This window comes from Actinophytocola sediminis (genome assembly GCF_054779715.1).
In genome coordinates this window covers 265,717-278,114 of the sequence record NZ_BAAGXS010000035.1, presented here as the reverse complement: position 1 = coordinate 278,114, position 12,398 = coordinate 265,717, and the positions used below count along the sequence as shown (strand labels likewise).

Below are 12,398 nucleotides of genomic sequence, written 5' to 3'. Positions count from 1 at the left end.
CATTTATCGGTACACTGTTGAGTTCTCAAACAACACACGCGCACCCATCACACTGCAAGAGCTATGCTCCGGGGGCTTGGTCCTCGGTTGGTTCGGATCGCTCCGAACCGCAGGTCACCCACTCTATCACTTGCGTGAGAGCTTGGTTCGTGACCCCCTGTCAGCGTCTCGTTCCCGGTGTTTCTGGGCCCGTTCCTCGCTGGCAAAGAGAAAGTTACACGGGGCTGAAAAGGGGCTTTCACCCACCCCCCCTTAAGGGTTGTTTGCGCTGGTCAGGGCGCTATTTCGACGCCAGCGGTCGAACGCTTGCCACGACGCAGCACGAGCCACCGGCCGTGCAACAGGTCCGAAGCGGCCGGCCGCCAGTCCTCATCGGCGATCCGGACGTTGTTGACGTAGGCCCCGCCCTCGTTCACCGCGCGCCGGGCCGCTCCCCTGCTGGGCGTCAGCCCGGAGGAGACCAGCAGGTCCAGGATCGTCGGCTCGTCGGCCAGCCGCGCCGTGCCGGTCGGCGCCTCGGCCATGGCGGCGGTGAGCGTCGACTCCGCCAGCGCACGCAGCTCTCCCCGGCCGAACAGCGCCTGGCTGGCCGCGATGACCTGGCTGGTCTCGTGGTCCCCGTGCACGAGCCGGGTGAACTCCTCGGCCAGCCGCCGTTGCGCCGCGCGTTGCTGGGGCCGTTGCTCGGTCTCCACCGCCAGCGCGTCGATCTCCTCGCGCGGCAGGAACGTGAACAGCCGCAGGTAGCGGACCACGTCCGCGTCACCGACGTTCACGAAGTTCTGGTACCAGGCATACGGCGAGGTCAGCGCCGGATCCAGCCAGATGTTCCCGCCGCCGGTCGACTTGCCGAACTTGCGCCCGTCGGCGTCGGTGACCAGCGGGGCGGTCAACGCGTGCACCGTCGCGCCGTCAACCCGCCGGACCAGCTCCACGCCGCCGATGATGTTGCCCCACTGGTCGGACCCGCCGACCTGGAGCGCGCAGCCGTACTCGCGGCGCAGCCGCAGGTAGTCCTGGGACTGGAGCAACAGATAGCTGAACTCGGTGTAGGACATGCCGTCCCCGTCGAGCCGGCGTTTGACGGTGTCCCTGGCGAGCATCACGTTGACCGAGAAGTGCTTGCCGACATCGCGCAGGAACTCCAGCACCGACTGTTGCCCGGTCCAGTCGAGGTTGTTCACCACGACCGCGCCGGTCGACGGGTCGTCGAACTCGACGAACCGTTCGAGCTGGCCACGGATCCGCTCGGCCCACTCGGCCACCACGTCCAGCGAGTTGAGCGATCGTTCGCCCTGGTCACGAGGGTCGCCGACCATGCCGGTGGCGCCGCCGGCGAGCACGATCGGCCGGTGACCGGCGCGCTGGAACCTGGTCAGCATGAGCAGCGGCACCAGGTTGCCGGCGTGCAGGCTCGGCGCGGTCGGGTCGAAGCCGGCGTACAGGGTCAGCGGGCCGTCGTCGAGGTCGCGCCGCAGCGCGTCCAGGTCGGTCGACTGCGCGATCAGCCCACGCCAGGAAAGTTCGTCGAGAATGTGCTCCACGGGCCAATACTCTCGTATCGACCCGGTCGCGGTCGCGCAGGTTAGCGCGGTGCGGACCGCCGCGCGGCCTTGCCACCCCGGCGGTAGGTCGACACCGAGGGCGAGCCGTCCACCCAGAACCGCCACGGCACGTCCATCGCCACCGCCACCCCGACCCGGGGCCCGGTCCTGATCGCCGTCGCGGGCAGCCGGTCGCCGGCGAGCAGCCGCACGGGCGAGTCGGGGTCGGTCAGATCGACGCCGTTGTGGCCACGCTCCAGCCCGAGCACGCCGGTCAACCTGGCGGGCCCCTTGGCCAGTTCGGCGTCCGAGCGGGCAGCTGGGCGCCGGGAACGGGCCAGTTCGATGCCGGCCACCACCTCACCGCCGCGCACCAGCACCGCGCCGGGCACCCCGTCGGTCAGCGACACCACGTTCGCGCAGAAATGCATGCCGTAGACGAAGTACACGTAGAGGTGACCGGCCGGGCCGAACATCACCTCATTGCGTGGTGTCCGGCCCCGATAGCAGTGCGATGCCGGATCGTCCCCGCCTCGGTAGGCCTCCACCTCGACCAGCCTGACCCGCACGGTTCCCGACGGGGTGCTGGACTCCAGCTCGCACCCCAGCAGCAGCTTGGCCGCGTCGACCGGGTCGATGGCGAGCTCGGCACGATCGAGTTGCCGGGACGCAGGGGACACACCGGTGACCCTATACGGCGACCGGCCGCCGCTTTTCCGACCGCATCGCCGGCAGGTACAGCGGCGCGGCCAGCGCCAGCACGACGGCGCCGACGACCATCGCGGTGCCGGTCGACGTGCCGGTGGCCAGCGCGGTCAGCGTGATCAGCCCGATCGCCGCGCCTGGGTGCATCATCATCGAGTTCATCGACATCACGGTGGACCGGTGCGCGGATGACACCTCCCGGTGCAACAGTGCCATGTGCGCCGGGCCGCTCGCGCCGTGCGCGAGGTAGGCGGCCAGGTACCCGGTCAGCGCGCCCGCCGGACCGGCGAGCAGGCCCATGCCGACGACGGTGACGCCCTGCACGATCCGTAGCGCACCGGCGGTCAGCGCGACCCCCATCCGGGTGGTGAGCAGCGGTACCAGCGCGGCGCCCGCCGCGGCGGCGAGCCAGCCGGCCGCACCCGCCGGTCCCATGATCGCCGCGGCCTGTTCCTGACCGCCGAGCAGCTCGGACATCCGCACCGGCAGCAGGTTCTCGAAGGTGACCATGCCGAAGCCCCAGAACAGCTCGACCAGCAGCAGGCAGCCCAGAATCCGGGAGCCACGCACGATCCGCACGCCCGCGACGATCACCGAGGGCACCTCCCGGACCGAGGCCAGGAACCGGCGCCGGCCATCGGGCGGTGCCGGCTCCCTGACCAGCAGCGCGATCGCCACCAGCCCGGTGAGCTGCATGACCAGCGCCAGGACCATCGGCGCCACCATGGTCGGGATCCCCGGCACCGACACCCAGGCGACGATCCCGCCGGTGAGCAGCGCGCCGGTGGCGATGGCCAGCCCGGTCACCGTGCCGCCGGCGCCGAGTCCGCGTTCGATCCGCGTGTCCGGGTCCTGCGCCAGGGCCGCGTCGACGTACCACGCCTCCAGCGGGCCGGAGTCCAGCGCCCGGTACACGCCCTGCAGCAGGTAGACGGCCGCGAACATGGCGAACGTGTCGGCCACCAGCAGCAGTGAGATCGCGCAGACCGCGACCGCGGCCGCGATCAGCAGCACCGGCCGGCGACCCCACGAGTCGGACAGTCCGCCGGTCGGCAGCTCCAGTGCCAGCACGACGAGTCCCTGCAGGGACGCGGCCAGGCCGGCCTCGGCCAGGGAGAGCCCCCGGTCCAGCGGGAGCAGCACCGTGAGCGGCACCCACAGCCCGACCGGTAACCAGCGCAGCGCCAGCAACACCAGGTACCGCCCGCGGACCTGGCGCGCGGTCACGGCACGTCGGACGGGTCGGTGGGCACCGCGTAGTACAGGAACGTGAGCTGGCGGGCGTCCGCCGCCGGCGCCGAGGCGGCCGCCTCCTGGTGGCGCTGGACGACCGCCTCCACCTCGGTGGTCAACGCCCTGAGCTGGTCGGCGGACAGCGTGAGGAGTTGGTCGGACATGCCAGCCGCGTCCCGCCACGCCATCGGCCAGGCCGACCGGGCGTCCTCCCAGCGGGCGACCCGCTCGCCCATGTACGCCCAGTACTGCTGGCGCAGCCACGCGGCCGCGGCCAGCGCGTCCGGGTCGTCCACGACGTCGGCGTCCCGCCAGCCGTGGGACCGCTGCGCGGCTGCCCAGAACCGTTGCTTGCCTCGGCCGTCGTCGGTCTCCTCGACCAGGCCGACCTCAGCCAGCTTGCGCAGGTGGTAGCTGGTCGCGCCGGTGTTGGTGGTGAGCCGCTCGGCCAGCGTGGTGGCCGTGGCAGCGCCGCGCACCCGAAGCTCGGAGAGCAGCCGCGCCCGCAACGGGTGCGCGAGCACCCGCATGGCGCGGCCGTCCAACTGGATGTGTTGCTCCGTCATGCGTGCACAATAACTGTGCACACAAGTTATGCACAACTATTGTGCATACCAGTTCCGCAGGTCGGCGAGCACCTCCCCCACCCGGGAGCGCTGCTCCTGGACCCGGGCGGGCGCCGTGCCGCCGAACGCGTCCCGAGAGGCGATCGAGCCCTCCACGGTCAGCACGTCGCGGATCTCCGGCGAGAGCGCCGGGTGCACCCCGGTCAGCTCCGCGTCGGTCAGGTCCTCGAGCCCGACACCCCGGGACTCGGCGACCCGCACGCACTCCCCCGCCGCCTCGTGCGCCACCCGGAACGGCACGCCCTGGCGCACCAGCCACTCGGCGACATCGGTGGCCAGCGTGAACCCGGCCGGGGCCATCGCCGCCATCCGCGCCTCGTCGAACCGCAACGTGGCGACCATCCCCGCGATCGCCGGCAGCAGCAGCTCCAGCTGCTCGACCGAGTCGAACAGCGGCTCCTTGTCCTCCTGCAGATCGCGGTTGTATGCCAGCGGCTGGGCCTTGAGCACGGCCAGCAGACCGGTCAGGTTGCCGATCAACCGGCCGGACTTTCCCCTGGTCAGCTCGGCGACATCCGGGTTCTTCTTCTGCGGCATGATCGAGCTGCCGGTCGACCAGGCGTCGTCGAGCACGGCGTAGCCGAACTCCGCGGTGGTCCAGATGATCACCTCCTCGGCGATCCTGGACAGGTTCACCCCGACCATCGCCAGGCAGAACGCCAGCTCGGCGGCGAAGTCGCGGGCGGCGACGCCGTCGATGGAGTTCTCCGCCGCGGCCGCGAAGCCCAGCTCGGCGGCCACCGCCTCCGGGTCCAGGCCCAGCGACGAGCCGGCGAGCGCACCGGACCCGTAGGCCGACACCGCCGCCCGCCGGTCCCAGTCCCGCAGCCGGTCGACGTCGCGCAGCAGCGACTGGACGTGCGCGAGCAGGTGATGGCCGAGCAGCACCGGCTGGGCGTGCTGGAGGTGGGTACGCCCCGGCATCACCGCGCCCGGGTGCCCGTCCACCTGGACCAGCAGCGCCTCGATGACGCCGACCACGCCACCGGCGACCCGGCGCGCCGCGTCCCGCAGCCACATCCGGAACAGGGTGGCCACCTGGTCGTTGCGCGACCGGCCAGCGCGGAGCTTGCCGCCCAGGTCGGCGCCGGCTCGCTCGAGCAGGCCCCGTTCCAACGCCGTGTGCACGTCCTCGTCGGCGACCGTCGGGGTGAACGCCCCCGACTCGACGTCGGCGAGCAACGTGTCCAACGCGGCCAGCATGCCGGCCAGCTCGTCGTCGGTCAGCAGCTTGGCCTGGTGCAACACCCTGGCGTGGGCCTTGGAGCCCGCGACGTCATAGGGCGCCAGCCGCCAGTCGAAATGGGTCGACGCGGACAGCGCCGCCATCGCCTCGGCGGGACCCGAGGCGAAGCGGGCCCCCCACAGCTGTACCGGCTCAGGCATGGTGGTGCTGGTCGCGCTTGGCGGCGATCTTGGACGGCAGGCCCCACAGCTGCACGAAACCCTTGGCCAGCGACTGGTCGAAGGTGTCGCCCTCGTCGTAGGTGGCCAGGTTGAAGTCGTACAGCGAGTGCTCGCTGCGCCGGCCGGTGGGCACCGCGCGACCGCCGTGCAGGGTCATCCGGATCTCGCCGGTGACGTGCTCCTGGGTCTTGGCCACGAACGTGTCCAGCGCGTCCTTGAGCGGGGAGAACCACAGGCCGTCGTAGACCAGCTCCGCCCAGCGCTGCTCGGCCTGGCGCTTGAACCGGGCCAGGTCGCGTTCCAGGGTGACCGACTCCAGCTCCTGGTGGGCGGTGATCAGCGCGATGGCGCCGGGAGCCTCGTAGACCTCGCGGCTCTTGATGCCGATCAGCCGGTCCTCGACCATGTCCAGCCGGCCGATGCCGTGCGCACCGGCCCGCCGGTTGAGCTGCTGGATGGCCTGCAGCACGCTCACCGTCTCACCGTCGATCGCGACCGGGACGCCCTTGTCGAAGGTGACGATCACCTCGTCGGCGTCGCGGGGCTGGGCCGGGTTGTCGGTGTAGGAGTAGACGTCCTCGATCGGCGCGTTCCATATGTCCTCGAGGAAGCCGGTCTCCACCGCCCGGCCCCACACGTTCTGGTCAACCGAGTAGGGCGAGGACTTGGTCTGGTCGATCGGCAGGCTGCGGTCGTGCGCCCACGCGATGGCCTTCTCCCTGGTCCAGGCGAAGTCCCGGACCGGGGCGATCACCCGCAGGTCGGGGGCCAGCGCGCCGATGCCGACCTCGAAGCGGACCTGGTCGTTGCCCTTGCCGGTGCAACCGTGGGAAACCGTCGTGGCGCCGTGGTATTTGGCCGCCTCGACCAGGTGCTTGACGATCACCGGCCGGGAGATCGCGGACACCAGCGGGTAGCGGTCCATGTAGAGCGCGTTGGCCTGGAGCGCGGGCAGGCAGTACTGGTCGGCGAACTCCTCGCGGGCGTCGGTGACCACGGCCTCCACCGCGCCGCAGTCCAGTGCCCGCTTGCGGATGGTGTCCAGGTCCTCGCCACCCTGGCCGACGTCGACCGCCACGGCGACCACCTCGGCGCCGGTCTCCTCGGCGATCCAGCCGATCGCCACGGAGGTGTCCAGACCGCCCGAGTAGGCGAGGACGATCCGTTCAGTCATGGTGCTTTTCTCCTTCATCTGCAAAGTCGGTACGAGCGGCGAGCGCGGTGAAGCGCTCGGCGAGGTCCTTGCCGGACAACGGTTCCCTGGCGATGACCATCACGGTGTCGTCACCGGCGATGGTGCCGACCACCTCGTGCAGGGCTGCCCGGTCGATCGCGCTGGCCAGGAACTGCGCGGCACCGGGCGGGGTTCGCAGGACTGTCAGGTTCGCCGAACAGTCCGCGGCGATGAGTAACTCGGCGAGCAGCCGGCCAAGACGCGAGGTGCCGCCCTGGACGCCGCGGACCGGGCTGCCGTCCTCGGGGATGACGTAGACCGCGGCCCCGCCGTCCACGCCGCGCAGCTTGACCGCGCCGAGCTCGTCGAGGTCGCGGGACAGCGTGGCCTGGGTGACCTCGATGCCCTCGCCGACGAGGAGCTTGGCCAGTTCGGTCTGGCTGCGGATGGCCATCGAGCTGACCAGCTGGACGATCCGGGCCTGGCGGGCGACGCGGGTGGGGTTGGTGGCGGCGGTCATCCCCGCTCCCCCACCAACCAGGCCAGTAACGCCTTCTGGACGTGCAGCCGGTTCTCCGCCTCGTCCCACACCGCGCTCGCCGGGCCGTCGAGCACCTCGTCGGTGATCTCCAAGCCGCGGTGGGCCGGCAGGCAGTGCAGCACGATCGCGCCGGGGGCGGCTCTGTCCAGCAGGTCGGCGTTGACCTGGTACGGGCGAAACGGCGACACCCGGTCCTTGCCGTCGTTCTCCTGGCCCATCGAGGTCCAGGCGTCGGTGACCAGCACGTCGGCGCCGGCCACCGCGGCGTGCGGGTCGACCAGCAGGGTGACTCCGCCGCCGGTCTCCTGCGCGCGGCGCTTGGCGTCGAGCAGCACGTCGTCGTGCGGGACGAACCCCGCCGGGCCGGCGACCCGGATGTTCATCCCGGCCGTCGCGCCGCCGAGCAGCAGCGAGTGGGCCATGTTGTTCGCGCCGTCGCCGAGGTAGGCCAGCGTGATGCCGGCGAGCCTGCCGTGCCGTTCGCGGATGGTCTGCAGGTCGGCCAGTACCTGGCAGGGGTGGAACTCGTCGGTCAGCGCGTTGACCACCGGGACCGACGCGGCCGAGGCCATCGCGGTCATCCTGGCCTGGGCGTAGGTGCGCCACACCACGACGTCGACGTAGCGCGACAGCACCCGCGAGGTGTCCTCGATGGTCTCCTCGCGGCCCAGCTGCATGGTGCGGCCGTCGATCACGATCGGCTGGCCGCCGAGCTGGGCGATGCCGACCTCGAACGAGAGCCTGGTCCTGGTGGAGTTCTTCTCGAAGATCGTCGCGACCGACCTGCCGGCGAGCGCGCGGGAGCCGAGCCGGTCGGCCTTGAACCGGTCGGCGAGGTCGAGCACCGTCGCCTGCTCGGCCGGCGTCAGGTCGTCGTCGCGGAGGAAGTGGCGGACCATCAGGACTCCTTGCTCGCCGCGTCGAGTGCGCCCGGCAGCGCGTCGAGGAAACCGTGCAGCTGCGCGGCGTCCACGATCAGCGGCGGGGCCAGCCGGATGGTGTCCGGGGCGACGTTGTTGACCAGGTAGCCCGCCTGCTCGGCCGCGCTCGCCACGGCCGCCGACACCGGTTTGGTGAGCCCGATGCCCAGCAGCAGGCCGGCGCCGCGCACCTCGGTCACCAGTGGGTGGCCGAGTGCCTCGACGCCGGCGGCGAGCTCCTTGCCGAGCGCCTCGGCCTGTGCGCACAGGTTGTCGGCGGCGATGGTGCGCAGGACGGCGAGGCCGGCGGCGCCGGCGACCGGGTTGCCGCCGAAGGTCGTGCCGTGCTGGCCGGGTTGGAGCAGGTCCGCGGCCTGGCCGACGCCGATACAGGCGCCGATCGGCAGGCCGCCGCCGAGGCCCTTGGCGAGGGTGAGCACGTCCGGGGTGATGCCGGCCTGTTGGAAGGCGAACCAGCTGCCAAGCCGGCCGATGCCGGTCTGCACCTCGTCGACCACGAGCAGCGCGCCCGCCCGTTGGGTGAGCTCCCTGGCGGCCTGGAGGTAGCCCGCCGGGGCCGGGCGGACGCCGCCCTCGCCGAGCACCGGCTCGACGAACACCGCCGCGGTGTCCTGGCCGACGGCCGCGCGCAGGGCGTCGACGTCGCCGAACGGGACGTGGGTGACGTCGGGCAGCAGCGGTTCGAACGGGGTGCGCTTGGCCGGCTGGCCGGTGACCGTGAGCGCGCCCATCGTGCGGCCGTGGAACGCGCCGTCGCAGGCGACGATCCCGCGTCGGCCGGTGAGCCGGGTCAGCTTCACCGCGGCCTCGACGGCCTCGGCGCCGGAGTTGCAGAACAGCACCTTGGCCTGGCCGGTGAGGCCGGCGACGTCCAGCAGGGTCTCGGCCAGCTCGACGGTGACCGGGTTGACGTAGAGGTTCGAGGTGTGGCCGAGGGTGGCGATCTGCGCGGTGACCGCGGCGACGATCGCGGGGTGGGCGTGGCCGAGCGCGTTGACCGCGATGCCGCCGACGAGGTCGAGGTAGCGGTTGCCGTCGGCGTCCCACACGTAGGCGCCATCGCCGCGGACGAGCGTCAGCCGCGGGGTGCCGTAGTTGTCCATCAACGAGGTCCGCCACCGAGCCTGACCGTCCACATTGGACTCGATCATGTAGTTCCCTCCTTGGGCAACACCATCGTGCCGACGCCACTGCCGGTGAACACCTCGAGCAGCACCGAGTGCGCGAGCCGGCCGTCGATCACGTGCGCACGCGGCACGCCGCCCTCCACGGCCGCCAGGCAGGCCTCCATCTTGGGGATCATCCCGCTGGCCAGGCCGGGCAACATGCGCCGCAGCTCGTCGGTGTGCACGACGTGCAGCAGCGTGTCCCGGTTGGGCCAGTCCGCGTAGAGGCCTTCGACGTCGGTGAGCATGACGAGCTTCTCCGCGTCCAGCGCCACCGCGATGGCCGCGGCCGCGGTGTCCGCGTTCACGTTGTGCGCCAAGCCATCCAGGTCGGCGGCCACTGTGGACACCACGGGAATCCTGCCCGCGCGGACGATGTCGAGCACGGCGTCCGGGTTGACCGCGACCACGTCGCCGACCAGGCCGAGGTCGACCCGCTCGCCGGTCGAGGTGGTGGTCCGGCGGCGCGCGGTGAGCAGGTTGGCGTCCTCACCGGAGATGGCCACCGCGTACGGGCCGTGGGCGTTGATCAACGCCACCAGCTCGCGGCTGACCTGACCGGTGAGCACCATCCGGACCACGTCCATGGTCTCCGGCGTGGTGACCCGCAGGCCGCCCCTGAACTCGCCGGGGATGCCGAGCCGGTCGAGCATCGCGGTGATCTGCGGACCGCCGCCATGCACGACGACCGGGTGCAGCCCGGCGAGCCGGAGGAACACCATGTCCTGCGCGAACGCGGCCTTGAGCGTGTCGTCGACCATGGCGTTGCCGCCGTACTTCACCACGATCGTGGCGCCGTGGAACTGTTGCAGCCACGGCAGTGCCTCGATGAGCACGGCCGCCTTCTCCTGGGCGAGCCGCTGGGCCGGGGTCGTCATGTCGAGTACGCGCTGTTCTCTTCGACGTAGCCGTGGGACAGGTCGGTGGTCAGCACGGTGGCCGCGCCATCACCCGCGTGCAGGTGGACCTCGACGGCGATGTCCCGCCCGCTCAGGTCGGCCTGAGTGCGGTCGGTGGCGCCGGCGCCCGCCTGGCAGACGAGCACGCCGTTGATGGTGATGTCCAGGTCGGCCTGGTCGAACTCGACCGGCGCGTTGCCGACGGCCATCGCGATCCGGCCCCAGTTCGGGTCGGCGCCGAAGAACGCGGTCTTGCACAGGTTGTCGGTGGCGATCGCGCGGGCCGCGGCCACCGCGTCGGCGTCGGTCTCGGCGCCGCGCACGGTGATCGCGACGTGCTTGGTCACGCCCTCGGCGTCGGCCTGGAGTTGGCCGACGAGGTCGGCGCACACCGCGTGCAGCGCGGCCGCGAACTCCTCGTCGCTCGGCCGCACGCCCGAGGCGCCGGAGCACAGCAGCAGCACGGTGTCGTTGGTCGAGGTGCCGCCGTCGACGTCGAGCCGGTTGAAGGTGGCCTCGACGGCGGTCCGCAGCGCCGGGTCGAGGTCGGCGCCGTCGAGCACGGCGTCGGTGGTGAGCACGGCGAGCATGGTCGCCATGTTGGGGGCGCACATGCCAGCACCCTTGGCGAAGCCGCCGATCGTCCAGCCGGGCCCGCCGGCGACGGCCTGTTTGGGGACGGTGTCGGTGGTCATCACGGCGGTGGCCGCGGCGGTGCCGGCCTCGGCGGTGTCGGCCAGTTTCTCGGCGGCGGCGGCGATCCCGGCACGGACGCGGTCCATCGGGAGGCGCTCGCCGATCAGGCCGGTCGAGCAGATCGCGACGTCGATGGCGCCGATGCCCAGCAGGGTGGCGGTGTGCTCGGCGGTGGCGTGAGTGTCCTGGAAGCCCTCCGGGCCGGTGCAGGCGTTGGCGCCGCCGGAGTTGAGCACGACCGTCTTGGCCTGTCCGGTCGCGATGACCTGTTGGGACCAGAGCACGGGGGCGGCCTTGACCTTGTTCCTGGTGAACACGCCGGCGGCGAGGTCGAGTGGCCCGTCGTTGACCACGAGGGTCAGGTCGGGGGCACCGCTCTGCTTGATCCCGGCGACCACCCCCGCGGCACGGAAGCCCTTCGGCGTCACGACACTCATGGTGCGACCCCCACGGTTGACAGGCCGGTGGTCTCCGGCAGGCCGAGTGCGATGTTCATCGACTGGACGGCGGCGCCGGCCGTGCCCTTGGTGAGGTTGTCCAACGCGGCGACGGCCACGAGCCGGCCGGCGTCGGGGTCCACGGTCGCCCGCAGGTGCACCGCGTTCGAGCCGAGCGTGGCCGCGGTCGCCGGCCAGCCGTCGCCGGTGAGCAGGTGCACGAACGGCTCGTCGGCGTAGGCCTTGCGGTAGGCGGCGGTGATGGCGTCGGCGTCCACGCCCGGCCTGGTCGGCGCGGACGCGGTGGTCAGGATGCCGCGCGGCATCGGCGCGAGTACCGGGGTGAACGACACGCGCACCGGTCCGCCGGCGACCCCGGCGAGGTTCTGGGCGATCTCGGGCGTGTGCCGGTGGGCGCCGCCGACGCCGTAGGCGCTGGCCGATCCCATGACCTCCGACCCGAGCAGGTGCGGCTTGAGCGACTTGCCGGCGCCCGAGGTGCCGCTGACCGACACGACGACGACGTCCGGGTCGACCAGGCCGGCGGCGAGCGCGGGCGTGAGCGCGAGGGTGGCGCCGGTCGGGTAGCACCCGGGGACGGCGATCCGGGTGGCGCCGGCCAGGGCGGCGCGCGCGCCGGGCAGCTCCGGCAGGCCGTAGGGCCAGGTCCCGGCGTGCTCGCCGCCGTACCAGCGGGTCCAGTCGGCCGGGTCGGTCAGCCGGTGGTCGGCGCCGCAGTCGATCACCAGCGTGTCCTGGCCGAGGTCGGCGGCGATCGTGGCCGAGTGGCCGTGGGGCAGGGCGAGGAAGACGACGTCGTGGCCGGCGAGGGTGTCGGCGGTGGTCTCCGCGAGCATGCGGTCCGCCAGCGGCACGAGGTGCGGGTGGTGTGCCTGAAGCGTCGACCCGGCGTTGCCGCCCGCGGTCAGGGCGCCGATCTCGACGTCGGGGTGGCCCAGGAGCAGCCGCAGGAGCTCTCCGCCCGCGTACCCACTCGCACCACCGACCGCGATCCGTACCGTCACTCGC

At 72.0% G+C, this 12,398-nt stretch carries 12 protein-coding genes; all 12 read right to left on the bottom strand.

What is annotated here, in order from left to right; genetic code table 11:
• Nucleotides 1-272: 272 nt before the first annotated feature.
• Genes tyrS through argC form a run of 12 tightly spaced genes read right to left on the bottom strand, consistent with a single transcriptional unit; the run spans nucleotide 273 to nucleotide 12,394 of the window.
• Nucleotides 273-1,544: a tyrosine--tRNA ligase gene (gene tyrS, locus ACYVIP_RS23110; RefSeq protein ID WP_460399656.1), complete on the bottom strand. Its 1,272-nt coding sequence runs from the start codon at nucleotides 1,542-1,544 to the stop codon at nucleotides 273-275.
• A gap of 41 nt (nucleotides 1,545-1,585) precedes the next feature.
• Nucleotides 1,586-2,224 carry a DNA-3-methyladenine glycosylase gene (locus tag ACYVIP_RS23105; RefSeq protein ID WP_460399654.1) on the bottom strand — a complete coding sequence of 213 codons (639 nt, stop codon included), beginning with the start codon at nucleotides 2,222-2,224 and terminating at the stop codon, nucleotides 1,586-1,588.
• Nucleotides 2,225-2,234: 10 nt separating this feature from the next.
• Nucleotides 2,235-3,476 (bottom strand): MFS transporter, encoded by a 1,242-nt coding sequence (locus ACYVIP_RS23100; RefSeq protein WP_460399652.1) that lies wholly within the window; start codon nucleotides 3,474-3,476, stop codon nucleotides 2,235-2,237.
• Nucleotides 3,473-4,048, bottom strand: a complete 576-nt coding sequence (locus ACYVIP_RS23095; RefSeq protein ID WP_460399650.1) for a winged helix-turn-helix domain-containing protein — start codon at nucleotides 4,046-4,048, stop codon at nucleotides 3,473-3,475. Before ACYVIP_RS23095 ends, ACYVIP_RS23100 begins: the two co-directional genes overlap by 4 nt.
• Nucleotides 4,049-4,084: 36 nt before the next feature.
• Entirely contained in the window at nucleotides 4,085-5,494 is a 1,410-nt protein-coding gene (gene argH / locus ACYVIP_RS23090; protein WP_460399648.1) for an argininosuccinate lyase, read from the bottom strand.
• A complete protein-coding gene (locus ACYVIP_RS23085; RefSeq protein WP_460399646.1) occupies nucleotides 5,487-6,689 on the bottom strand; it encodes an argininosuccinate synthase in 1,203 nt (400 codons plus the stop codon). The genes argH and ACYVIP_RS23085 overlap by 8 nt, the downstream gene beginning before the upstream one ends.
• The gene (locus ACYVIP_RS23080) at nucleotides 6,682-7,209 is read right to left on the bottom strand and encodes an arginine repressor (protein WP_460399644.1); all 528 of its coding nucleotides are present in this window, start codon (nucleotides 7,207-7,209) and stop codon (nucleotides 6,682-6,684) included. The genes ACYVIP_RS23085 and ACYVIP_RS23080 overlap by 8 nt, the downstream gene beginning before the upstream one ends.
• A complete protein-coding gene (gene argF / locus ACYVIP_RS23075; protein ID WP_460399642.1) occupies nucleotides 7,206-8,129 on the bottom strand; it encodes an ornithine carbamoyltransferase in 924 nt (307 codons plus the stop codon). Before argF ends, ACYVIP_RS23080 begins: the two co-directional genes overlap by 4 nt.
• Nucleotides 8,129-9,322, bottom strand: a complete 1,194-nt coding sequence (locus ACYVIP_RS23070; protein WP_460399640.1) for an acetylornithine transaminase — start codon at nucleotides 9,320-9,322, stop codon at nucleotides 8,129-8,131. Before ACYVIP_RS23070 ends, argF begins: the two co-directional genes overlap by 1 nt.
• A complete protein-coding gene (argB, locus tag ACYVIP_RS23065) occupies nucleotides 9,319-10,215 on the bottom strand; it encodes an acetylglutamate kinase (protein WP_460399638.1) in 897 nt (298 codons plus the stop codon). The genes ACYVIP_RS23070 and argB overlap by 4 nt, the downstream gene beginning before the upstream one ends.
• A complete protein-coding gene (gene argJ / locus ACYVIP_RS23060; RefSeq protein ID WP_460399636.1) occupies nucleotides 10,212-11,369 on the bottom strand; it encodes a bifunctional glutamate N-acetyltransferase/amino-acid acetyltransferase ArgJ in 1,158 nt (385 codons plus the stop codon). Before argJ ends, argB begins: the two co-directional genes overlap by 4 nt.
• Nucleotides 11,366-12,394 (bottom strand): N-acetyl-gamma-glutamyl-phosphate reductase, encoded by a 1,029-nt coding sequence (gene argC, locus ACYVIP_RS23055; RefSeq protein WP_460399634.1) that lies wholly within the window; start codon nucleotides 12,392-12,394, stop codon nucleotides 11,366-11,368. The genes argJ and argC overlap by 4 nt, the downstream gene beginning before the upstream one ends.
• Between the last annotated feature and the right edge of the window lie 4 nt (nucleotides 12,395-12,398).